Source organism: Pseudomonas sp. GW460-12-10-14-TSB1, assembly GCF_017349775.1.
Taxonomy (GTDB): Bacteria; Pseudomonadota; Gammaproteobacteria; order Pseudomonadales; family Pseudomonadaceae; genus Aquipseudomonas; species Aquipseudomonas piscium.
This window is the reverse complement of the sequence record NZ_JACNAC010000037.1, coordinates 41,965-65,026: the sequence shown is the minus strand read 5'-3', so window position 1 is coordinate 65,026 and position 23,062 is coordinate 41,965. Positions and strand designations below refer to the sequence as shown.

Sequence of the window (23,062 nt, the reverse complement as noted above, 5' to 3'; positions counted from 1 at the left end):
CATCTAAAAAGGAGAGCCCCCGTCATGGCCTTGCTACAACTGGAGCGCATCAGCGCACAGTACCCCGGCGCCGCCGAACCGGTGCTGGCGGATATTTCCCTGACGCTCGGGCCCCAGCAACTGCTGGTCGCCCTCGGCCCTTCCGGCAGTGGCAAGACTTCGCTGTTGAACCTGATCGCCGGTTTCGTCGAACCCAGCGCCGGGCGCATCACCCTGGACGGCGTGCCGGTCGCCGGCCCGAGCGCCGAACGCGGTGTGGTGTTCCAGGATGATGCCCTGCTGCCCTGGCAGGACGTACTGGCCAACGTCGGCTTCGGCCTCGAACTGGCCGGCATCGCCCGCGACCAACGTGAAGCCCGTGCCCGGGAAATGTTGGCGCTGGTGGACCTGGCCGGCTTCGACAAGCGGCGCATCTGGCAGCTCTCCGGCGGACAACGCCAGCGTGTAGGTCTGGCCCGCGCCCTGGCCGCCGACCCGCGGGTGCTGCTGATGGACGAGCCCTTCGGCGCTCTCGACGCCTTCACCCGCGAACAGATGCAGGAGCTGTTGCTGCAAGTCTGGCAACGCACCGCCAAGCCGGTGTTCCTGATTACCCACGACATCGAGGAAGCGGTGTTCCTCGCCACCGACCTGATACTGCTGGCGCCTAACCCGGGGCAGATCGTCGAACGTTTGAGCCTGGATTTCGGCCAGCGTTACGCGGCCGGCGAATCGGCTCGGGCAATCAAATCCGACCCGCGCTTTATCGAAACCCGCGAACACGTGCTGGCCCGGGTGTTCTCCCAACGCAGTGCCGTCTTACGGCAGGAGCGCGCATGAACAGCTACGACCTCCCGGCCACCACGACCAAAGCCGCCACCCCACGGACCGCGGCGCCCCTGCGCCATAGCCTGAGCACCCGCTGGATCAGCGTGCTGACCCTGGCGGTGCTGCTCGCCCTGTGGTGGGCGGTGACGGCCAGCGGCCTGATCGAACCGCTGTTCTTGCCGCCACCTTCCGCCGTGCTGCAAAAGGGCTGGCTGCTGGTGACCAGCGGCTATATGGATTCCACCCTGTGGCAGCACCTGGGCGCGAGCCTCGGACGCATCGGCCTGGCCCTGGGTTTTGCCGTGCTGACCGCGATTCCGGTGGGCATCGCCATCGGCCACAACCGCATCGCCCGTGGCGTGCTGGACCCGCTGATCGAGTTCTACCGGCCGATTCCGCCCCTGGCCTACCTGCCACTGATCGTCATCTGGTGCGGCATCGGCGAGCTGTCCAAGGTGCTGCTGATCTACCTGGCGATCTTCGCCCCGATCGCCATCGCCACCGCCACCGGCGTGCGCACCGTGGACCCGACCCGGCTGCGCGCCGCGCAGTCACTCGGTGCGACCCGGGCCCAGCTGATTCGCCATGTGATCCTGCCCAGCGCCCTGCCCGACATCCTCACCGGCGTGCGCATCGGCCTAGGGGTGGGCTGGTCGACCCTGGTCGCCGCCGAACTGATCGCCGCCACCAGCGGCCTGGGGTTCATGGTGCAGTCCGCCGCGCAATTCCTGGTCACCGATGTGGTGGTGCTGGGGATCCTGGTCATCGCCCTGATCGCCTTCGCCATGGAAATGGGCCTGCGCGCCCTGCAGCGCAAGCTGGTGCCCTGGCATGGCCAGGCCCATTGAAACCAATCCTGTACCTGTAGCCGCTGCCAAGCTTTGGCGAGGCTGCGATCGCCTGCGCAGCAGGCGCAACCCGCCTGGCGCGTTGTATCTGGAATACCGCGGCGCCAGGTTTTGCGAGCGCTTTGCGCTCGATCGCAGCCTCGCCAAAGCTCGGCAGCGGCTACAAAGGTAGCGGGCAAGACGTCTTACAGACAGAACTGACCACGCCGGCAATTCGGCGCTCCATTCGAGAACGACATGAGCCTGACCATCACCCCTTTAAGCTCCGCCCTGGGCGCCCAGATCAGTGGCGTCGACCTCAGCCAGCCACTGGCCAGCGAACAGCGCGACGCCATCGAGCAGGCGCTGCTCCAGCATCAGGTGCTGTTCTTCCGCGACCAGCCGATCGACCCGCAGCAACAGGCGCGCTTCGCGGCGAACTTTGGCGACCTGCATATCCATCCGATCTACCCCAACGTGCCGGAACAGCCAGAAGTGCTGATCCTCGACACCGCGGAAACCGACGTACGCGACAACGCCATCTGGCACACCGACGTGACCTTCCTGCCAACCCCGGCTCTGGGCGCCGTGCTCAGCGCCAAGCTGTTGCCGGCCTACGGCGGCGACACCCTGTGGGCCAGCGGCATCGCGGCCTATGAGGCGCTCTCGGAGCCGCTGAAGAACCTGCTGCAAGGCCTGACCGCGACTCACGAGTTCATCAAGTCCTTTCCCCTGGAGCGCTTCGGCAATACCCCGGAAGACCTGGCGCGCTGGGAAGAAGCCAAGCGGAAAAACCCGCCGCTGTCGCACCCGGTGATCCGCACCCATCCGGTCAGCGGACGCCAGTCGCTATTCGTCAACGAAGGTTTCACCACCAGGATCAACGAGCTGTCGGACAGCGAAAGCGAAGTCATCCTGAAACTGCTGTTCGCCCACGCCACCCGCCCGGAATTCACCATTCGCTGGCGCTGGCAGACCCACGACGTGGCCTTCTGGGACAACCGCGTGACCCAACACTACGCGGTCGACGACTACCGCCCGCAGCGCCGCGTGATGCACCGCGCGACAATTCTCGGAGATGTGCCGTTTTTTCGATAAACCATGATCATCAGCAAGCTCACGGCTTCAGTAGTGCTTGCCAGTGATCGAGGCGAACCCAAACGACCAGCGGTTGCCCTCCTCCGATGACTCGCCGTTATGCTATCAATGATTTCATTGATTTCATTCGGAGGAGCCCATGGCCAGCCTTACGATCCGCAATCTGGACGACCACATCAAAGAACGCCTGCGCATCGAGGCCGCTCACAATGGTCATTCCATGGAAGAAGAAGCCCGATTGATTTTGCGCCGCGCATTGAGCAGGACAGCTGACAGCCAAGGCCTGGGCAGCCGTATCAGGGCACGCTTTGCCGAGACCGGCGGAGTAGAGCTGGAACTGCCTGAACGTACCGAACCGGCACGCTTGGTGGACCTGGGCGAATGATAGTACTCGACACAAATGTGTTGTCAGAACTGATGCGCCCTCAACCGGATACGGCGGTATTGCTGTGGATCGAAGCGCAACCCGTCGAGGACCTCTACATCAGCGCCATGACCATGGCCGAGATTCTCCACGGTATCGCGCGCCTGCCCCACGGCAAGCGCAAACAGACGCTGCATGCATCGGCGCTGGCCATGTTCGAGGAAGACTTCATCGACCGGATCGTGCCCTTCGGAACCCAGGCGGCTCTTTACTACGCGCATCTGGTCTCGCATCGCGAAAGATCAGGCCAGCCGATCAACCTGGTGGACGCGCAGATTGCAGCGATATGCCGGGTCCATGACGCCGCGATTGCCACCCGCAACACCAAGGATTTCACCGACACTGGGCTGATCGTTATCAACCCCTGGCTACCGCTGGAAATCTGAACCACCACAGCCCCGTAGGAGCGAAGCTTGCTCGCGATAGCGGTCTGCTTGACACCACACACCGCCTCGATCGCCGGCAAGCCTGGCTCCTACAGAAGCCGCGACAACCAATAACCTGAAGACAGGTTTTTACTCGGCGATTGAAGGCTTCTCCCACAGATTAATCCCGCCTTCCCGGGCGAAACGATCGATCTCCGCCAGTTCTTCCGCGCTGAAGTTCAGGTTCTGCAATGCGCCGACGTTCTCGACGATCTGCTCCGGCCGGCTGGCGCCGATCAGTGCCGAGGTCACCCGCGGGTCGCGCAGGGTCCAGGCCAGGGCCAGTTGCGCCAGACTCTGGCCACGACGCTTGGCGATTTCGTTGAGGGCGCGCACATGGGCGAGGTTGGCTTCGGACAGGTGCGAGGCTTGCAGCGAACCACCGCCCGGGCGATTGACCCGCGCGTCCTCGGGAATGCCATTGAGGTACTTGTCGGTCAGCAGGCCCTGGGCCAAAGGCGTGAAGGCGATCACCCCGGCGCCGAGTTCGTCGGTGGTGTCCAGCAGGTCTTTTTCCACCCAGCGGTTGAGCAGGTTATAGGCCGGCTGGTGGATCAGCAGCGGCACTTTCCACTCTTTGAGCAGGGCCGCGATCTCGCGGGTCTTCACCCCGGAATAGGACGAGATACCGATGTACAACGCCTTGCCCTGCTGCACCGCGGTGGCCAGGGCGCTGGCGGTTTCTTCCAGCGGGGTTTCCGGGTCGAAGCGGTGGGAATAGAAGATATCCACATAGTCGAGGCCCAGGCGCTGCAGGCTCTGGTCGAGGCTGGCCAGCACGTACTTGCGCGAGCCACCGCCCTGGCCATAGGGGCCGGGCCACATGTCCCAGCCAGCCTTGCTGGAGATGATCAGCTCGTCGCGATACTGCTTGAAGTCTTCCCGCAGCAGGCGGCCGAAGTTGATCTCGGCGCTGCCATAGGGCGGGCCATAGTTGTTGGCCAGATCGAAGTGGTTGATGCCCAGGTCGAAGGCGGTGCGCAGCAACGAACGCTGGGTGTCGATCGGCGTGCTGTCGCCGAAGTTATGCCACAGGCCCAGGGACAGCGCCGGCAGCACCAGGCCGCTGCGTCCGACGCGGCGGTAGGGAATGGAGTCGTAGCGGTTTTCGGCAGCAAGGTAAGTCATCGAACCCTCTCTATTTATCCTGAACACCCAGGTTTAAGCACATGCACATTGGTGCAGGGCAAGTTGCCCTCGCAACATCTGAATCAGCGGAGCGCCTGAAAGTTGCCCAGCATACGCCCAGGCGGGATCGCAGCCACTTCAAGATCGGTCAATGACTGAAACCATCTGACACCTACTGGCGGAACGCCCGGATACGGCATTGGCACACCACTGCTGCCAAAGTGGAATGACCAGAAAACAGAAGGAAAATATTACCATTAAAATATTTTATTACGTACCACGTAATACAGTACGAAATCGTCGCTCAGAGGCAGTCCCAATCGAAGCAATATCCCGGTTAATAGCAACGCTGGCTGGGAGCAGGAATAGGGGGAAAAACACCGGAAACACAGGGCCCTGTCGGTGCCGGCGCTACCTGGAAAAGCCAGGAATACGGCATCGAACAAGGCGCTGCATCAGTTGTTTATAGACGGTAAAACACCGCCCTGCCGGGCCGAACCGAAGGCTCCCAAGCCTGGGCGGTACAGGAAAATTGCCGAGGGGCAGATGCCAGGCATGCCCCCATGAGGACCATGGGGACGGGTAATGCCTAGGCGGAGAGCTCGCGTAGTGCCGCTGCCGCGAGAAAACCCGAGCGTGAACGGTAGCGCTGGTCGCGCTTCACCGTTTGGTCGATGCGCTCCAACAGTTGCTCCGGCAGGGTGGCATTGAAGCGCACCGCCCTGCCGAAGTACGGTGTGATATCGAAATCAACCACCCCCCATACGCCGCCGGCGTAGTCGGGATTGTCGATATGCGCGTCGACCTCATGCACCTGGGGCAGTGGCTCACCATCGGCGACCAGGCCCTCGTAGTGCAGCGACAGGGCTTCTTTCACATTCTCGAAGGCTTGCGCCGCGGTATGACCGGCGGAAAAACAGCCCGGCACATCGGGGACGATCACTCCATATCCGGAGTCGGCATCCTTGTGCAGCACGACCGGGAATTTCATCTCGTTGACCTCTTCGTTCAAGGCTGGCCTCATTTCAGGCCCGCCTGTTTCAAGATGCTGTGGATCGTGCCCCTGGGCAGATCCGCATCCGGGTGAGGGATAGTGACCCGCCCCGGCTTGTGCAGATGCTTGTACTGGTGATGACTGCCTTTGACCGCGATCAGATACCACCCGTCCTCCTCGATCATCCTGATCAGTTCCCGACTGCGCATTGCCGTGTCCTTTCGATACGTCCCGAAAAGCCACAATACCCAGCCGAAGGCGAACAATACACACTATACACATTCAGATAATCAATACAGAAAGCGGCGATGACCGGCGCCGCCCTGGCACTGCTCAGATCGCCCTGGCGAAAACCTCCGCCAGCCAGTCGACGAACACCCGCACCCGTGGCGACATCTGGCGGTTGTGCGGGTACAGCACGGAAACCGGCATGGGGGGCGGCGGCGTGTCGGTGAGGATTTCCTGCACCAGCCCCTGGGAAATCTGCTGCGCCATGCGATAGCGCGGGCACTGGATGATGCCCAGCCCGGCCACGGCAGAGGCGGCGTAGATCTCGGCACCGAACACCGACAGCGCGCCCTCGGTGGCGACTTCCCGCAGTTCGCCATCGACCATGAATTCGAAAGGAAACAGCTTGGCGGTGGTGCGCGAGACATAGTTCACCGCACGGTGCCGCGACAGCTCGTCGAGGCTCTTCGGCTCGCCGTATTTGCGCAGGTACGCCGGGCTGGCGCAGGTGATCTGCTGCAGGCTGGCCACGCGCCGGCCGATCAGCGACGAGTCCCCCAGGGTGCCGGCGCGCAGCACGCAGTCCACCCCTTCCGCGATCAAGTCGACAAAACGATCGGCCTCGCTGATGGACAGCTCGATCTCCGGGTAGCGCGCCATGAATTCGGGCAAGGCCGGAATCACGAAGTACTTGGCCAGGGTGCCGTGCAGGTCGACCCGCAAGCGCCCTTTCGGCGCCACCGTGCGAAACGCCAGTTCGGCCTCTTCCAACTCCGCCAGCAACTGTACGCAGCGCAGGTAATAGGCCTCGCCATCGAGGGTCGGGCGCACACGGCGGGTGCTGCGCTCCAGCAGGCGGGTGCCGAGCCAGGCTTCGAACTGGTTGAGGGTATGGGTCAGGGTGGCGCGCGGCAGGTTCAGGTCATCGGCGGCCAGGGTGAAGCTGCTGCGTTCGTAGATCCGCACGAACACCTTCATCGCTTTGACTTGATCCACGACGGGCTCCCGGACGATTGATTGTTGGCGAATATTGAACAGTCAAGCCAACTCTGGCGCATTTATCACCCTGGGTAAACATGTGAGTCTGCCTCCACACCGCAGCAAATCACTCGTTACCCAGAAGGAAATTCGCCATGACTACCCAGACTTCGAAAGTTGCCATCGTGACCGGCGCCTCCCGCGGCATCGGCGCGGTCATCGCCAAGCAACTGGCCAGCGAAGGTTTCGCCGTCGCCATCAACTACGCCAGCAGCGCCACCGAAGCCTCGGCCCTGGTGGTGGAACTGCGCCAGGCCGGCCACCGGGCCATAGCGGTCAAGGCTGACGTGGCCAACGCCGATGACGTGCGCCGCTTGTTCGACGAGACCGAAACCCAACTGGGCAAGGTCGACGTGCTGATCAACAACGCCGGCATTCTCAAGGTCCTGCCACTGGTGCAACACAGCGACGAGCTGTTCGAACAGACCTTCGCCATCAACACCCGCGGCACCTTCAACACCCTGCGCGAAGCCGCCAGCCGCCTGAACGCCGGCGGACGCATCGTCAACTTCTCCAGCAGCACCGTCGGCCTCAACCTGCCGGGCTACGCGGTGTACATCGCCAGCAAGGCGGCGGTGGAATCCCTGACCCAGGTGTTCGCCAAAGAACTGCGCGGTCGCAACATCACCGTCAACGCTGTCGCCCCCGGCCCGGTGGCCACCGAACTGTTCCTGCACGGCAAGAGCGAAGAGCAGATCCAGAACTTCGCCAAGATGCCGCCCCTGGAGCGCCTCGGTCAGCCGGAAGACATCGCCAACGTCATCGCCTTCCTGGTCAGCCCGGCGGCCGCCTGGGTCAACGGGCAGATCCTGCGCGCCAACGGCGGGCTCGTCTGAGCCGCCTCACCCACGGGCTATCGATGCTTTCCAATGACCTACCCGCGGAGAACCCCATGCGCCCGACCATCGACTCGCCAGCCCCACGCAACACCCTGCTGATCCCGGCCCTCGCGCCGCTATACCATTTCGGCGAACCCCTGGCCTATGCGCTGCTGCGGGTCTGTTATGGCGTGATCATGATCAGCCACGGCCTGCCGAAATTACTGGGCCAGGCTCACGGCTCGATGGCCGACCCGATGGCGGCCTCGATCAACCTGATCCAGAACGTCCTGCATTTGCCGGTGCCGGCGTTGATCGCGCTGTTCGTGGCGCTCCTGGAAGGCGTCGGCGGGTTGCTCCTGGCCCTCGGCCTGGGGACACGCCTGCTCGCCACCATGATGGGCGTGCAGATGCTGACCATCGCCGGCCTGCTCGGCCCCACCTGGCCATGGATCGACCGGGGCATGGAATACCCTGTGCTGCTGGCGTTTTTGTCGTTCTACATCCTGTTTCGCGGAGCAGGACGCCACTCCCTCGACCACACTCTAGGTCGGGAGCTTTGAATCGCCATCGCCCTTTAGGCCAACCCCGAATCCCGCCCGCGAGGACTTCATCATGCACACCGCGATCATCACCTCCTTCGGCCTGGTCCTCCTGGCGCTGATGCTGTTTATCGGCGAAAAAATCGGCCTCGGCCGCCAGATCCTGGCCTACAGTTTCGTCGTGCTGTGGCTGGCGCTGACGGTGATCAACGGTGCGGTGGGCATGGTCCACGCCGGCCAGTCCCTGAGCACGGAGTTGGCGGTCGGCAGTGTGGTATTCGGCGTGCCGGTGGCGGCGCTGGTGCTGTTCACGGTATTGAGCCCGGCCTGAGGGCCACAATCGCGGGCAAGCCTCGCTCCTACAGAAGACAGTCATCATGTATCTGTAGGAGCAGGGGGGGACGCCCAGTCCTTGCCCGCGATGGCGGTGGCGGTGGCACAGACGCCACCGCCCGCGATCAACGCACCAGATGCAGGAACTGCATATGGCGTTCGTACTGGTCGAGGATGTCGTTGATGATCTGCTCCTTGGTGTAACCCATCAGGTCGTAGTCCTGGCTACCCTCGGCCAGGTGCACTTCGGCCCGGTAGTAACGCCGGTTGCGCATCTCCTTGGGCCCCATGCCGCCACGGGCGAAGGACGGGGTGAAGTAGCCGCGCATCTGCACCTGATAAACGAACGGATGCTGGTCGCCATGGCCGATTTCCAGGCTCACGTTGTCGTTGGCCGGGTCCGGCTGGGTGATCACGTTCAGGCCTTTCTCGACGAACACCGCGGTCACTTCTTCGATGGCCGGGCGCACCGTCTGGTCGAGGAAGCGATACACCTCGTCGCGCGACGGGAAATGCACCGCCTGGCTCAGGCGCTGGCGCCAGCCGCCCTTGCCGCGACGCGAGGACGACGACACCGGCGCCAGCGAATGCAGCTGGGCGATCTGCTTCTGCGACTCGAGGTAGAAGGCCTTGTGCAGCCCCCACATCATCAGCAGCAGGATCATCGAGAACGGCAGCGAGGTCAGCACCACCGCCGACTTCAGCGAGTCGATGCTGCCGGCGAACAGCAGCGCGCTGGTGACCAGCGCGGTCATCGCGCCCCAGAACACCCGCAGCCATTTCGGCCCGTCTTCGTCGGCGTTGCCGCCACGGGCCGACAGGGTCGAGAGCACCACGGTGCCGGAGTCGGCCGAGGTGACGAAGAACACGAAGCTGATGAACACCGTCACGGCGATGACGGTCTTGCTCCAGGGGTAGGTCTCCAGCAGCAGGTAGAGGGTCATCGAGGGATTCTCGATGGCCGACATACCTAGCGCGCTCATACCGTGGTTGAGCACCTGGTCGATGGCGCTGTTGCCGAAGATCGACATCCAGGCCAGGGTGAAGCCCAGGGGAATCAGCAGCACGCCGAACACGAACTCACGGATGGTCCGGCCACGGGAAATCCGCGCGATGAACAGGCCCACGAATGGCGACCATGCGATCCACCAGGCCCAGTAGAAGACGGTCCAGCCACCCAGCCAGTCGCTGGGTTCGTCATAGGCGTAGAGGTCGAAGCTCTTGGTCGGCAGGGCGCCAAGGTAATCGCCGAGGTTCTGGATCAGGGTGTTGAGCAGATGCTGGGTGGGGCCGGCGAACAACACGAACAGCAGCAGCGCACAAGCCAGCAGCATGTTGATGTCGGACATCACCCGCACGCCCTTGTCGACACCGGACACCGCGACGATGATCGCCGCGCCCATCATCAGGGTGATCAGGCCCACCTGGACCCACTGGGTGTGGGCGATGCCGAACAGGTAGTCCAGGCCGGAGTTGAGGTGCAGCACGCCAAAGCCCATGTCGGCGCCGAGGCCGAACACCGTGGCAATGATGCCGAAGCCATCCACTGCGTAGCCTATGGGGCCGTTGATGCGCTTGCCGATCAGCGGGTACAGCGCCGAACGCAGGGCCAACGGCAGGTTATGCCGGTAGGCGAAATACGCCAGGGCCATGCCGACGAAGGCGAACACGCCCCAGCCATGCAGGCCCCAGTGCAGGAAGAGAATCTGCATGGCCTGGCGCGCCGCGTCCGCGGTCCCGGCCTCGCCCTGGGGCGGTTGCAGCATATGGGTCAGGGGTTCCGAGACGCAGAAGAAAAACAGCGTGATGCTGATCCCCGCGGCGAACAGCATGCCGGCCCAGGACAGGTAACTGAATTCGGGTTCGTCGTGGTCGGCACCGAGCTTGATCTTGCCGTAGCCGGACAAGGCGGTGACCACCACGAAGACCAGGTACAGGGTCATGGCCAGCATGTAGTACCAGCCGACCGTATTGGCCGCCCAGTTTTGCGCGGCCAGCAACCAGGCGCCGGCTTGTTCCGGCAGGGCAATGACCACCAGGCCGAAGGCCAGGATAAAGCTCGCGGCGAAGTAGAACACCGGCGGATTCATGCGGATCAGGCCGCTGGCGGGAATGGACGATGCACTCATGAAAGGTGCACCTCGAGGGGGTAAAGCGCGGCTGAAAAGATCGGACTCAGCAAAGGTAAGCCTCCTGTTGTGAGCGGGCAGCGAGCTGCCGGTTTAACTTGAACAAGCGTTCAAGTTAAACACGGTTAGGCGCGCAAGGACTAATCGCCGGGCTCGGCGGTCGCCTGATTTTGCAGGTTTTAGGAAAGGTCTGATGTGCAGCGGAGGGAATCGTTCAGAGGGAAAAAGCATCGCGGGCAAGCCTCGCTCCTACAAGTACATGCAACCAGTAGGAGCGAGCGGGCGGCGATCCGACTTGCCCGCGAAAAATCCAACAGCCGCAGAAGACTCTTACTTCTGCGACCCATCGTCATGCTGCAGGTTAGCCTGGGTCAGGTTGCATCCCGCCGGCACGCTGCGGGTCAGCCAGACGTTGCCGCCGATGGTCGACCCCTTGCCGATGGTGATGCGCCCGAGGATGGTCGCGCCAGCGTAGATCACCACGTCGTCTTCGACGATCGGGTGGCGCGGGTGGCCCTTCTGCAACTGGCCATCCTCGTCCGCCGGAAAGCGTTTGGCGCCCAGGGTCACAGCCTGGTAGATGCGCACCCGCTCGCCGATGATCGCGGTTTCGCCGATCACCACACCGGTGCCGTGATCGATGAAGAAACTGCGGCCGATCTGCGCCCCCGGGTGAATGTCGATGCCGGTGGCCGAGTGGGCGATTTCCGCGCTGATCCGCGCCAGCAGCGGCAAACCGGCGCGATACAGATGGTGGGCCAGGCGATGGTGGATCACCGCCAGGATGCCCGGGTAGCACAGCAGCACTTCATCGACGCTGCGCGCCGCCGGGTCGCCGTGGTAGGCGGCCAGCACGTCGGTATCGAGCAGCACCCGCAGGCCCGGCAGGGCCAGGGCGAAGTCCTGGATGATGCGAATGGCCCTGGCGTTGACGTCTTCGTCCGACTCGCCGCTCTGGCGCGCGGCGTAACGCAGCTCCAGGCGAGCCTGGGCGAGCAACGAATTGAGGGCCGCGTCCAGGGTATGGCCGACGTAGAAATCTTCGCTTTCCTCGCGCAGGTCCACCGGGCCCAGGCGCATCGGGAACAGGGCGCCGCACAGCGCCTCGAGAATCTCGGCCATGGCCGCGCGCGACGGCAGTTCCCGACCGCCCTGCTCACCACTGACCCGCCCGTTGCGGGTACGCCACTGGTCGCGGGCATCACGCAGTTGACCGACTATGGTCTGCAATTGCCAATGGCTGGAACGCTCGCTCACGATAGGACTCCTCACTCAGGCGGCCGGACTGTCTGGCCGCGTAAACGACGCCACTTTACGGTATGCGCCCCAGGCCAAATTAAGAACTAATTGTGCTGGCCTAATCACCTTTTGGCATAAGCGATTGACGGTTGCCCCGGCAAATATCGCTGCCTATAGTCCCTGACACCTCTGACAACCCGTGCGGCCTCATGATCAAACAACAGCTCGACCGTTTTAACCGTCTCGACCTGCTGGGCGGTGCCACCGCCCTGGAAAAACTCGAACGCCTGTCCACCTGGCTGGGCCGCGATGTCTACGTCAAGCGCGACGACACCACGCCGCTGGCCATGGGCGGCAACAAGCTGCGCAAACTCGAATACCTGGCCGCCGATGCCCTGGCCCAGGGCGCGGACACGCTGATTACCGCCGGCGCCATCCAATCCAACCACGTGCGCCAGACTGCGGCCCTGGCCGCCAAGCTCGGCCTGGGCTGCGTCGCCCTGCTGGAAAACCCCACCGGCACCGATGACGGCAATTACCTGGGCAACGGCAACCGTCTGCTGCTCGACCTGTTCGACGCCAAGGTCGAGCTGGTGGACAACCTGGACAACGCCGACGAGCAGTTGCAGGCCCTGGCCGAGCGCCTGCGCAGCAGCGGCAAGCAGCCGTACCTGGTGCCGATTGGCGGCTCCAACGCCCTGGGCGCGCTGGGTTACGTGCGCGCCGGCCTGGAGCTGGCAGAGCAGATCAACAACACCGGGCTCGACTTCGCCGCCGTGGTCCTGGCCTCGGGCAGCGCCGGCACCCACAGCGGCCTGGCCCTGGCCTTGAGCGAAGTGTTGCCGCAACTGCCGGTGATCGGCGTCACCGTGTCGCGCACCGACGAAGCGCAGCGGCCAAAGGTCCAGGGCCTGGCCGAACGCACCGCCGAATTGCTCGGGGTGGCGCTGCCGGAGAGCTTCAAGGTGGAGCTGTGGGACGAGTATTTCGCCCCGCGTTATGGCGAACCGAACGCCGGCACCCTGGCCGCGGTGAAGCTGCTGGCGAGCCAGGAAGGCCTGCTGCTGGACCCGGTCTACACCGGCAAGGCCATGGCCGGCCTGCTCGACGGCATCGGCCGCCAGCGCTTCGACGACGGCCCGATCATCTTCCTGCACACCGGTGGCGCGCCGGCGCTGTTCGCTTATGCCGGATCCTTTGCATGACAAATGCCTGTAGCCGCTGGCGCAGCCTGCGCTCGGCGGCGCAGCCGTCGTAAACCTGCATATGCGGCGTATCGGAAGAGACGCGTTCGCCGGATTTGCGCCTGCTACGTCGGAATGCCGCCCAAAACGATCGCAGCCTGCGGCAGCGGCTACAGGGACCGAAAACGTATATTTATAAAAAGAATAACAATGTGAATTTATATTATTTTTACATCTATAAGCGGCCACTTATAGTCGCGCCGCAGGCGAATTTGCCGCGAGACGCATACGCTGCATTTAGTGCAGGATAAGGCGCTCGTTCCCGCTCACCGATTGACCTGCATTTCCCAACCGCATCTTCATAAGAAAACACAGGGGCTTGTCATGATTTTTTCCGCACTACGTCGAAATATCCTCGTTGGCTCGCTGGGTCTGGCACTGAGTGCCGGGTTGCTGGGGCAAGCGGTTGCCGGTGAGCAACTGCAGAAGATCAAGGACGCCGGCACCATCAACGTCGGCCTGGAAGGCACTTACCCACCGTTCAGCTACGTCGACGAAAGCGGCAAGCTGGCCGGCTTCGAAGTGGAGCTCTCCGAAGCCCTGGCGCAGAAGCTGGGCGTGAAGGTCAAACTGCAGCCGACCAAATGGGACGGCATCCTCGCCGCCCTCGAGTCCAAGCGCCTGGACGCGGTGATCAACCAGGTGACCATCTCGGATGAGCGCAAGAAGAAATACGACTTCTCCACCCCCTACACCGTTTCCGGTATCCAGGCCCTGACCCAGAAGAAGGACGAAGGCAAGTTCAAGAACGCCGCCGACCTGGCCGGGCACAAGGTCGGTGTCGGCCTGGGCACCAACTACGAACAATGGCTCAAGGACAACGTGCCGAAAGCCATCATCAAGACCTACGACGATGATCCGACCAAGTACCAGGATCTGCGCGTAGGCCGTATCGACGCGATCCTGGTGGACCGCCTGGCCGCCTTCGAACTGATCAAGAAAACCAACAACACCCTGGCCGTATCCGGCGAGCCCTTCTCCCGCCAGGAAGCCGGCGTGGCCCTGCGCAAAGGTGAACCCGAACTGCTGGCCGCGGTGAACAAGGCGATCGAGGAACTGCGCGCTGATGGCACGCTGAAAAAGCTCTCGGAAAAATACTTCAACGCTGACGTCACTCAATAATGGAAGCAGGTTTTCAGTTCGAACTGTATTTTCCGCAGTTGAGCCAGCAAATCGCCGAAACCACACAGCTGTTGCTGAACTCCGCGCCCTTCCTGCTCAAGGGCGCGTATTTCACGGTGATCCTCAGCCTCGGCGGCATGTTCTTCGGATTGGCGCTGGGGTTCGCCCTGGCGCTGATGCGCCTGTCGCGCTTCAAGCTGCTGAGCTGGATCGCCCGCGTCTATGTGTCGTTCTTTCGCGGCACGCCGTTGCTGGTGCAACTGTTCGTGATCTATTACGGCCTGCCGCAACTGGGTATCGAGCTTGACCCGCTACCGGCGGCGCTGATCGGCTTCTCGTTGAACATGGCAGCCTATGCCTGCGAGATCCTGCGCGCGGCCATCGGCTCCATCGAGCGCGGGCAGTGGGAAGCGGCGGCCAGCATCGGCATGACCCGGGCCCAGACCCTGCGCCGGGCGATCCTGCCGCAAGCCATGCGCACGGCCCTGCCGCCCCTGGGCAACAGCTTTATCTCGCTGGTCAAGGACACCGCCCTGGCCGCCACCATCCAGGTCCCGGAACTGTTCCGCCAGGCGCAGCTGATCACCGCCCGGACCTTCGAAGTCTTCACCATGTATCTTGCCGCCGCGCTGATCTACTGGGTTCTGGCCAGCGTGCTGGCGCACCTGCAGAACCGACTGGAAGAGCGGGTCAATCGGCACGACCAGGAGTCCTGAACCCATGATTGTGGTTGAAAAACTGACGAAGCAGTTCAAGGGTCAGACCGTCCTCAATGGCATCGACCTGACGGTGGCGGAAGGCGAAGTGGTCGCCATCATCGGCCCCAGCGGCTCGGGCAAGACCACCTTTTTGCGCTGCCTGAATTTTCTCGAAGAACCTACCAGCGGCCGGATCAAGGTCGGCAACATCGAAATCGATGGCAGCCGGCCGCTGACCCAGCAGCAGGGCCTGGTGCGGCAACTGCGCCAGCAGGTGGGTTTCGTGTTCCAGAGCTTCAACCTGTTCCCCCATCGCACCGCGCTGGAAAACGTCATCGAAGGCCCGCTAGTGGTGAAGAAGACACCCCGCGAGCAGGCGCTGGCCCTGGGCCGCGGGTTGCTGGCCAAGGTCGGCCTGGCGGGCAAGGAAGACGCCTACCCGCGGCGCCTCTCCGGCGGCCAGCAACAGCGCGTGGCGATTGCCCGGGCGCTGGCGATGGAACCTGAGGTGATCCTGTTCGACGAACCGACCTCGGCCCTCGACCCGGAGTTGGTGGGCGAAGTGCTGGCGACCATCCGCGGCCTGGCCGAGGAGAAGCGCACCATGGTCATCGTCACCCACGAAATGGGCTTCGCCCGCGACGTGGCCAACCGGGTGATCTTCTTCGACAAGGGCGTGATCGTCGAACAGGGCGAAGCCAAGGCGCTGTTCGCCAACCCCAGGGAAGAACGCACCCGGCAATTCCTCAGCAAATTCCTCACCGCGGGCCATCCCCAGGCCTGACCTGTGCCTCGCTGCCGAACCCAGGATGGGCTGTGCAGCGAACGCCAACCCGCCACCTGACACATCCCGGTTTACGACGGCTGCGCCGCCGAGCGCAGGCTACGCCAGCGGCTACAAAAAACCACGCCTTCTGTAGCCGCTGCCGAGCCCCGCGAGGCTGCGACAAGGCCCGCAGGGCCTTCCGCCGGAACCACAAGCCACGCCTTCTTCGAAGCCGCTCGCAGCCCGCGGCAGCGGCGCAAAAATCCCCCCGATCCATGCCGCGCTGGCCCTGGTCCACCCTGCCTGCCGTATACGTAAACCCCTTCTATACATATTCCTAAAAGTTAGTTTATTTAATTTTTATACACGCATAGGGTATATGCACCGGACCACCGGACATTCTTGAACCCGATTTCGCCGCTCATGACGCGGCACTTCCAAAGATGTGAGGTAGGTATGGTCCGGAACACAATCACCCCAGTGCAAATCGCCAGGGCATTGCGTGCAGCCAAGGAGTGGCACTGATGTCCAATCTGGCCGATGCAAATGTCCAGAGCGATCTGGATATCGCCCCCCTGTTGTTGCCCGCACGGGTTCTGCTGAACGACGCAGAAGCCCTTCAAGCCGCCCATGAACTGGCCACCGTCGCCCGCCAGCAGGCGGCCCGGCGCGACCAGCAGCGCAAGCTGCCATGGGCGGAAATCGAACACTTCACCCGCAGTGGCCTGGGCAGTATTGCCATCCCCCGTGAATACGGCGGCCCGCAGGTTTCCTTCGTGACCCTGGCGGAAGTCTTCGCGATCATTTCCGCGGCCGACCCGGCCCTGGGACAGATCCCGCAGAACCAGTTCGGCATTCTCAACCTGATCCTCGGCAGCGCCACCGAACGGCAGAAAAAGCAGCTGTTCCAGAGCGTGCTGGAAGGCTGGCGCATCGGTAACGCCGGCCCGGAACGCGGGACCAAAAACACCCTGGAACTCAAGGCACGGATCACCGCCGACGGCGACGGTTACCTGCTCAATGGCCAGAAGTTCTATTCCACCGGCGCCCTGTTCGCCCACTGGGTGGCGGTCAAGGCGCTGAACGACGACGGCAAGCAGGTACTGGCCTTCGTCCGGCGCGGCACCCCGGGGTTGCGCATCGTCGACGACTGGTCGGGCTTCGGCCAGCGCACCACCGCCAGCGGCACCATTTTGCTCAACAACGTGCGGGTCGATGCCGACCTGGTGGTGGACAACTGGCGCATCAACGAGTCGCCGAACATCCAGGGCGCGGTCTCGCAGCTGATCCAGGCGGCGATCGACGCCGGCATCGCTCGCGCGGCCATCGACGACGCCATCAGCTTCGTGCGGGAACGCTCGCGGCCGTGGGTCGACGCCAACGTCGAACGGGCCAGCGACGACCTCTATGTGATCGCCGATATCGGCAAGCTGAAAATCGAACTGCACGCCGCCGAGGCCCTGCTGCGCAAGGCCGGCCAAGTGCTGGACCAGGTCAGCGCCGCGCCGATCAGCGCCGAATCCGCCGCCCGCGCCTCGATCGCCGTGGCCGAAGCCAAGGTGCTGACCACCGAGATCTCGCTGCTGGCCAGCGAAAAACTCTTCGAGCTGGCCGGCAGCCGCGCCACCCTCGCCGAGTTCAACCTCGACCGGCACTGGCGCAACGCCCGGGTCCACACCCTGCACGATCCGGTGCGCTGGAAATACCACGCCGTCGGCACCTACCACCTGAACGGCACGTTGCCGGCTCGCCATTCCTGGATTTAACGACCAGACCTCTGGAGAAACACATGACTCTTTCTCAACACGTCGCGGTCATAACCAGCGATGAGCAAGCCCTGATCGTCGCCAGCGACCTGGCCGAAGATTTCAAGCGCGACAGCGCCCTGCGCGACCGCGAACGCCGCCTGCCCCACCCCGAACTCGAAGCCTTTTCCCGCTCCGGCCTGTGGGGTATCAGCGTACCTAGGGAATACGGCGGCGCCGGCGTGTCCAACGTCACCCTGGCCAAGGTCATCGCCCTGATCGCCCAGGCCGACGCCTCCCTGGGCCAGATCCCGCAAAACCATTTCTACGCCCTCGAAGTGCTGCGGGTGAATGGCAGCGAGGCGCAGAAAAAACGCCTGTACGCCGAGGTCCTGGCCGGCCAGCGCTTCGGCAATGCCCTGGCCGAGCTGGGCACCAAGACCGCCCACGACCGCACCACTCGCCTGACCCGAGACGTGCAGCAAGGACGCGACGGCTATCGCATCAACGGCCGCAAGTTCTACTCCACCGGCGCCATCTACGCCCAGCGCATCCCCACTTCGGTGGTGGATGAACACGGCGTGCAGCAACTGGCCTTCGTCCCGGCGGACAGCCAGGGCCTGAACGTGATCGACGACTGGAGCGGCTTCGGCCAGCGCACCACCGGCAGCGGCTCGGTGGTGTTCGAGGATGTGTTCGTCGCCGCCGAGGACGTGATTCCCTTTCAAAGCGCCTTCGAGCGCCCGACCACCGTCGGCCCGCTGGCGCAGATTCTCCACGCCGCCATCGACACCGGTATCGCCCGCGCCGCCTATGAAGACGCCCTGCATTTCGTGCGCACCAAGACCCGACCGTGGATCGACTCCGGCAACGACAAGGCCACCGAAGATCCGCTGACCCTCAAGAGCTTCGGCCACCTGAGCATTCGCCTGCACGCCACCGAGGCGCTGCTGGAGCGTTCCGGGGAGTTCCTCGACGCGGCCCAGGCCGAGCCCAACACCGAGACCGTGGCTGCCGCCTCCATTGCAGTCGCCGAGGCCCGCGCCATCAGCACCGAAATCTCCCTGGCCGCCGGCAGCACCTTGTTCGAGCTGGCCGGTAGCCAGGCGACCCTGGCCGAACACGGCCTCGACCGTCACTGGCGCAACGCCCGGGTGCACACCCTGCACGACCCGGTGCGCTGGAAGTACCACGCGGTGGGCAACTACTACCTCAACGAGACGAACCCGCCACTGCGGGGGACCATTTGATGAGTGCGCTTGAGAAAGGCAAAAAAAAGATCCTGCTCAATGCCTTCAACATGAACTGCATCGGGCATATCAACCACGGCCTGTGGACCCATCCGCGGGACAACTCGACCCAGTACAAGACCCTCGAATACTGGACCGAACTGGCGCAGCTGCTGGAGCGTGGGCTGTTCGACGGGTTGTTCATCGCCGACATCGTCGGGGTCTACGACGTCTACCAGAACTCGGTGGACGTGACGCTCAAGGAGTCGATCCAGCTGCCGGTCAACGACCCGCTGCTGCTGGTCTCGGCCATGGCCGCGGTGACCCGCAACCTCGGTTTCGGCCTCACCGCCAACCTCACCTACGAACCGCCATATCTGTTCGCCCGGCGCATGTCCACCCTGGACCACCTGAGCCGTGGCCGGGTCGGCTGGAACATCGTCACCGGCTACCTCGACAGCGCCGCCAAGGCCATGGGCCTGAGCGAACAGGCCGAGCATGACCGGCGCTACGACCAGGCCGACGAATACCTGGAAGTGCTCTACAAGCTCTGGGAGGGCAGCTGGGAAAACGACGCGGTGATCAACGACCGCGAACAGCGGATCTACGCCCGGCCGGAGAAGGTGCACAAGGTCGAGCACAAGGGCGAGTTCTATCAGGTCGAGGGCTATCACCTGTGCGAGCCCTCGCCACAACGCACGCCGGTGCTGTTCCAGGCCGGCAGCTCGGATCGCGGCCTGCTGTTCGCCGGGCGTCACGCCGAATGCGTGTTCATCAGCGGGCAGAACAAGCCCTCGACCAAGGCCCAGGTGGGCAAGGTCCGCGCCAGCGCCGTCGCGGCCGGGCGCAACCCCGAGGACATCAAGGTGTTCATGGGGCTCAACGTGATAGTCGCCGAGACCGAGGAACTGGCCTGGAAGAAGCACGCGGAGTACCGCAGCCATGCCAGCGCGGAGGCGGGGGTGGCGCATTTCTCGGCGTCCACCGCCATCGACTTTTCCCAGTACGAGATCGACGAACCTATCCAGTACGTGAAGAGCAACGCCATCCAGTCGGCCACCCGGAACCTGCAGAACAACGACTGGACCCGGCGCAAGCTGCTCGACCAGCACGCCCTCGGCGGGCGCTACATCACGGTGGTCGGCTCGCCGCAGCAGGTGGCCGACGACCTCGAATCCTGGATCGCCGAAACCGGCCTCGACGGCTTCAACCTGACCCGCATCGTCACCCCGGAGAGTTATGTCGACTTCATCGACCTGGTGATCCCCGAGCTGCAACGTCGCGGCTCGTACAAGACCGCCTATGACAACGGCACCCTGCGCGAAAAGCTGTTCCAGCGCGAGGCGCAATTGCCGGAGCAACACACTGGCGCGGCTTACCGCCGCTAACAGCATCGCGGGCAAGCCTCGCTCCTACAGAAGAGGAATGCGTATGCCTCTGTAGGAGCGAGGCTTGCCCGCGATGAGGCCGGTACAAACACCCCAAATCTTTATGCACTGACTGGAACCAACACCATGAAAAGCAAACGCCTCAGCCACCCAGTCAAAGCACTGGCCCTCGCCCTCGGACTGTTCGGCAGCGCGGTATTCGCCGCCGACGCGCCGCTGAAAGTCGGCACCACCGCCGCCTTCGCCATTCCCCTGGAGGCCGCCGTCGAAGAGGCCGGCAAACAGGGCCTGAAAGTCGAACTGGTGGAGTTCAGCGACTGGATCGCGCCGAACGTCAGCCTGGCCGCCGGCGATATCGACGTGAACTACTTCCAGCACATCCCGTTCCTGGAAAACGCCAAGGCCGCCGCCGGTTTCGACCTGGTGCCGTTCGCCCCGGGGATCATCAACAACGTCGGCCTGTACTCGAAAAAATACAAAAGCTTCGACGAGCTGCCCGAAGGCGCTACCGTCGCCATCGCCAACGATCCGATCAACAGCGGCCGCGGCTTGCAGCTGCTGGCCAAGGCCGGCCTGATCAGCCTCAAGCCGGGTGTCGGCTACAAGGCCACCGAGGACGACATAGTCGCCAACCCGAAGAAACTGAAGATCCTCCAGGTCGAGGCCGTGCAACTGGTACGCGCCTATGACGACGCCGACCTGGTGCAGGGCTATCCGGCCTATATCCGCCTGGCCAAGACCTTCGATGCCGGTTCGGCGCTGCTGTTCGACGGCCTCGACCACAAGGAATACGTGATCCAGTTCGTGATCCAGCCCAAGAGCAAGACCGATCCGCGGCTGATCAAGTTCGTCGACATCTACCAACATTCGCCGGCTGTGCGCGCCGCCCTGGATAAAGCCCATGGCAAGCTCTACCAAGCCGGCTGGGAAGGTTGAGATGAGCGTCGCCTATCTCCCGCACAAGGCCTCCAGGCAGCCGCCCGAACAGCTGCAAAACGCGCAGCAGACCGAACTGCATCCAGATCTGAATCACGCCCATGTGCGCTTCATCGGCCTGACCAAGACCTACCAGGGCCAGCAAGGCCCGGTGCAGGCCCTGCACGGTATCGACCTGGCGATCCAGCGCGGCGAAGTGTTCGGCATCATCGGCCGCAGCGGCGCCGGCAAGTCGTCGCTGATCCGCACCATCAACCGCCTGGAACAGCCTTCGGGCGGCCGGGTGCTGATCGATCAGGTGGACATCGGCGACTTCGACGAGGACCGCCTGGTGGAGCTGCGCCGGCGCATCGGCATGATCTTCCAGCACTTCAACCTGATGTCGGCCAAGACCGTGTGGCAGAACGTCGAGCTGCCGCTGAAAGTGGCCGGCGTGCCCAAGGAACAGCGCGAGCGCAAGGTCCGCGAACTGCTGGAACTGGTGGGCCTGAAGGACAAGCACAAGGCCTACCCGGCGCAGCTCTCGGGCGGGCAGAAACAGCGGGTGGGCATCGCCCGGGCGCTGGTGCATGACCCGGCGATCCTGCTGTGCGACGAGGCCACCTCGGCGCTGGACCCGGAGACCACCCAGTCGATCCTCGGCCTGCTCAAACAGATCAACCAGCGCCTGGGCCTGACCATCATCCTGATCACCCACGAGATGGCGGTGATCCGCGATATCTGCGACCGGGTGGTGGTGCTGGAACACGGGCATATCGTCGAGCAGGGGCCGGTCTGGGAAGTGTTCGGCAACCCGCAGCACGAGGTCAGCAAAACCCTGCTGGCGCCCTTGCAGCACGGCTTGCCGGATGAGTTGCAAAACCGCCTGCAAGCGCAGCCGAAGTCATCGGACGCGGCGGTGGTATTGCGCGTGCAGTTCACCGGCAGGACCAGCGACGAGCCGGACCTGGCCGCGCTGTTCAGCACCCTGGGCGGGCGCGTGCGGCTGCTGCACGGCGGCGTGGAACGGATCCAGGGGCATGCCCTGGGGCAACTGCTGCTGGCGGTCAGCGGCTCGTCCCTGGGCGCCGAGGAACAACGCCTGCGCGCGCAGCACTTTTTGCAGAAGCAATGGACACAACAGGTAGAGGTGCTGGGTTATGTGGTTTGATCGCTTGCTCCAGGGCGTTATCGATACCTTCCTGATGGTCGGCGTGTCGTCGCTGATCGCCCTGCTGGCGGGGATTCCGCTGGCGGTGATCCTGGTCACCAGCGGCAAGGGCGGGATCTATGAAGCACCCAGGCTGAACAGCGTGCTGGGGGCCTTCGTCAACCTGTTCCGCTCGATCCCGTTCCTGATCCTGATGGTGGCGCTGATCCCCTTCACCCGGCTGATCGTCGGCACCACCTACGGCGTCTGGGCAGCAGTGGTGCCACTGACCATCGCCGCCACGCCGTTCTTCGCAAGGATCGCCGAGGTCAGCCTGCGCGAGGTCGACCACGGCCTGATCGAAGCCGCCCAGGCCATGGGATGCCGGCGCTGGCACATCGTCTGGCATGTGCTGTTGCCGGAGGCGCTGCCGGGCATCGTCGGCGGTTTCACCATCACCCTGGTGACCATGATCAACTCCTCGGCCATGGCCGGGGCCATCGGCGCCGGTGGCCTGGGGGACATTGCCTATCGCTATGGCTACCAGCGTTTCGACAGCCAGATCATGCTCACGGTGATCGTGCTGCTGGTGATCCTCGTCGCGGCGATCCAGCTCGGCGGCGACCGTTTGGCTCGGGTGCTCAACAAACGTTGAGAAACGCCACCTTGTCGTGACGAACGCCCTGTAGCCGCTGCCGCAGGCTGCGATCGGTCTGGGCGGCATTCCGTGCGCAGCGGACGTGCTCTTGAGATCGCCGGAAGGCCCTTCGGGCCT

At 63.7% G+C, this 23,062-nt stretch carries 24 protein-coding genes; 18 read left to right on the top strand and 6 right to left on the bottom strand.

The genetic code is table 11. The features are described 5' to 3' along the window. Positions 1-24 precede the first annotated feature (24 nt). The 5 genes from tauB to J4D52_RS20390 all read left to right on the top strand — a co-directional run bounded on the left by tauB (position 25) and on the right by J4D52_RS20390 (position 3,542). Positions 25-819 (top strand): taurine ABC transporter ATP-binding subunit, encoded by a 795-nt coding sequence (gene tauB / locus J4D52_RS20410; protein WP_102676415.1) that lies wholly within the window; start codon positions 25-27, stop codon positions 817-819. Next, positions 816-1,655 carry a taurine ABC transporter permease TauC gene (gene tauC / locus J4D52_RS20405; RefSeq protein ID WP_102676416.1) on the top strand — a complete coding sequence of 280 codons (840 nt, stop codon included), beginning with the start codon at positions 816-818 and terminating at the stop codon, positions 1,653-1,655. Before tauB ends, tauC begins: the two co-directional genes overlap by 4 nt. 237 nt (positions 1,656-1,892) lie before the next feature. Next, entirely contained in the window at positions 1,893-2,732 is an 840-nt protein-coding gene (tauD, locus tag J4D52_RS20400; protein WP_102676417.1) for a taurine dioxygenase, read from the top strand. Between the two features lie 139 nt (positions 2,733-2,871). After that, positions 2,872-3,117: a FitA-like ribbon-helix-helix domain-containing protein gene (locus tag J4D52_RS20395; protein WP_009046453.1), complete on the top strand. Its 246-nt coding sequence runs from the start codon at positions 2,872-2,874 to the stop codon at positions 3,115-3,117. Continuing rightward, on the top strand, positions 3,114-3,542 hold the full coding sequence (locus tag J4D52_RS20390) for a type II toxin-antitoxin system VapC family toxin (protein ID WP_102676418.1): 429 nt from the start codon (positions 3,114-3,116) through the stop codon (positions 3,540-3,542). The genes J4D52_RS20395 and J4D52_RS20390 overlap by 4 nt, the downstream gene beginning before the upstream one ends. Before the next feature lie 129 nt (positions 3,543-3,671). Here J4D52_RS20390 and mgrA read toward each other — a convergent pair whose 3' ends face one another. The 4 genes from mgrA to J4D52_RS20370 all read right to left on the bottom strand — a co-directional run bounded on the left by mgrA (position 3,672) and on the right by J4D52_RS20370 (position 6,927). Continuing rightward, a complete protein-coding gene (mgrA, locus tag J4D52_RS20385; RefSeq protein ID WP_102676419.1) occupies positions 3,672-4,709 on the bottom strand; it encodes an L-glyceraldehyde 3-phosphate reductase in 1,038 nt (345 codons plus the stop codon). A 589-nt stretch (positions 4,710-5,298) separates the two neighbouring features. Beyond that, positions 5,299-5,700, bottom strand: coding sequence for a type II toxin-antitoxin system HicB family antitoxin (locus J4D52_RS20380; RefSeq protein ID WP_102676464.1), 402 nt, complete (start codon positions 5,698-5,700; stop codon positions 5,299-5,301). Positions 5,701-5,729: 29 nt separating this feature from the next. Beyond that, positions 5,730-5,912 carry a type II toxin-antitoxin system HicA family toxin gene (locus J4D52_RS20375; RefSeq protein ID WP_009041685.1) on the bottom strand — a complete coding sequence of 61 codons (183 nt, stop codon included), beginning with the start codon at positions 5,910-5,912 and terminating at the stop codon, positions 5,730-5,732. A 124-nt stretch (positions 5,913-6,036) separates the two neighbouring features. Beyond that, on the bottom strand, positions 6,037-6,927 hold the full coding sequence (locus J4D52_RS20370) for a LysR family transcriptional regulator (protein WP_102676420.1): 891 nt from the start codon (positions 6,925-6,927) through the stop codon (positions 6,037-6,039). A 137-nt stretch (positions 6,928-7,064) separates the two neighbouring features. Between J4D52_RS20370 and J4D52_RS20365 the strand changes: the two genes are divergently transcribed. The 3 genes from J4D52_RS20365 to J4D52_RS20355 are packed head-to-tail and all read left to right on the top strand — an operon-like array spanning position 7,065 to position 8,660. After that, positions 7,065-7,805, top strand: coding sequence for an SDR family oxidoreductase (locus tag J4D52_RS20365; protein ID WP_102676421.1), 741 nt, complete (start codon positions 7,065-7,067; stop codon positions 7,803-7,805). A 56-nt stretch (positions 7,806-7,861) separates the two neighbouring features. Continuing rightward, entirely contained in the window at positions 7,862-8,350 is a 489-nt protein-coding gene (locus J4D52_RS20360; protein ID WP_102676422.1) for a DoxX family protein, read from the top strand. 52 nt (positions 8,351-8,402) lie between these two features. Then, positions 8,403-8,660: a hypothetical protein gene (locus tag J4D52_RS20355; RefSeq protein WP_025808445.1), complete on the top strand. Its 258-nt coding sequence runs from the start codon at positions 8,403-8,405 to the stop codon at positions 8,658-8,660. Positions 8,661-8,787: 127 nt separating this feature from the next. Here J4D52_RS20355 and betT read toward each other — a convergent pair whose 3' ends face one another. Together betT and epsC are read right to left on the bottom strand one after the other, a co-directional pair. After that, positions 8,788-10,752, bottom strand: a complete 1,965-nt coding sequence (gene betT, locus J4D52_RS20350; protein ID WP_164485791.1) for a choline transporter BetT — start codon at positions 10,750-10,752, stop codon at positions 8,788-8,790. 369 nt (positions 10,753-11,121) lie between these two features. Further along, positions 11,122-12,048, bottom strand: coding sequence for a serine O-acetyltransferase EpsC (gene epsC / locus J4D52_RS20345; RefSeq protein WP_025808447.1), 927 nt, complete (start codon positions 12,046-12,048; stop codon positions 11,122-11,124). Positions 12,049-12,239: 191 nt separating this feature from the next. Here epsC and J4D52_RS20340 point away from each other — a divergent pair, with 191 nt between their 5' ends. The 10 genes from J4D52_RS20340 to J4D52_RS20295 all read left to right on the top strand — a co-directional run bounded on the left by J4D52_RS20340 (position 12,240) and on the right by J4D52_RS20295 (position 22,942). After that, positions 12,240-13,235: a D-cysteine desulfhydrase gene (locus J4D52_RS20340; RefSeq protein ID WP_102676423.1), complete on the top strand. Its 996-nt coding sequence runs from the start codon at positions 12,240-12,242 to the stop codon at positions 13,233-13,235. Between the two features lie 363 nt (positions 13,236-13,598). Then, positions 13,599-14,396, top strand: a complete 798-nt coding sequence (gene tcyJ, locus J4D52_RS20335; protein ID WP_102676424.1) for a cystine ABC transporter substrate-binding protein — start codon at positions 13,599-13,601, stop codon at positions 14,394-14,396. Positions 14,397-14,446: 50 nt separating this feature from the next. Beyond that, positions 14,447-15,112 (top strand): cystine ABC transporter permease, encoded by a 666-nt coding sequence (gene tcyL, locus J4D52_RS20330; protein ID WP_037005081.1) that lies wholly within the window; start codon positions 14,447-14,449, stop codon positions 15,110-15,112. Between the two features lie 4 nt (positions 15,113-15,116). Further along, positions 15,117-15,878, top strand: a complete 762-nt coding sequence (gene tcyN / locus J4D52_RS20325; RefSeq protein WP_016702551.1) for an L-cystine ABC transporter ATP-binding protein TcyN — start codon at positions 15,117-15,119, stop codon at positions 15,876-15,878. Between the two features lie 506 nt (positions 15,879-16,384). Continuing rightward, complete coding sequence (locus J4D52_RS20320; protein WP_102676425.1) at positions 16,385-17,626, top strand: SfnB family sulfur acquisition oxidoreductase; 1,242 nt, start codon at positions 16,385-16,387, stop codon at positions 17,624-17,626. A 23-nt stretch (positions 17,627-17,649) separates the two neighbouring features. Then, a complete protein-coding gene (locus J4D52_RS20315) occupies positions 17,650-18,855 on the top strand; it encodes an SfnB family sulfur acquisition oxidoreductase (protein ID WP_063427775.1) in 1,206 nt (401 codons plus the stop codon). Further along, positions 18,855-20,222, top strand: a complete 1,368-nt coding sequence (locus tag J4D52_RS20310) for an LLM class flavin-dependent oxidoreductase (protein WP_063427774.1) — start codon at positions 18,855-18,857, stop codon at positions 20,220-20,222. The genes J4D52_RS20315 and J4D52_RS20310 overlap by 1 nt, the downstream gene beginning before the upstream one ends. A 126-nt stretch (positions 20,223-20,348) precedes the next feature. Next, on the top strand, positions 20,349-21,158 hold the full coding sequence (locus tag J4D52_RS20305) for a MetQ/NlpA family ABC transporter substrate-binding protein (protein ID WP_025808460.1): 810 nt from the start codon (positions 20,349-20,351) through the stop codon (positions 21,156-21,158). A 1-nt stretch (position 21,159) separates the two neighbouring features. Next, entirely contained in the window at positions 21,160-22,308 is a 1,149-nt protein-coding gene (locus J4D52_RS20300) for a methionine ABC transporter ATP-binding protein (protein WP_063427773.1), read from the top strand. Then, entirely contained in the window at positions 22,298-22,942 is a 645-nt protein-coding gene (locus J4D52_RS20295; protein WP_007925318.1) for a methionine ABC transporter permease, read from the top strand. The genes J4D52_RS20300 and J4D52_RS20295 overlap by 11 nt, the downstream gene beginning before the upstream one ends. Positions 22,943-23,062 lie beyond the last annotated feature (120 nt).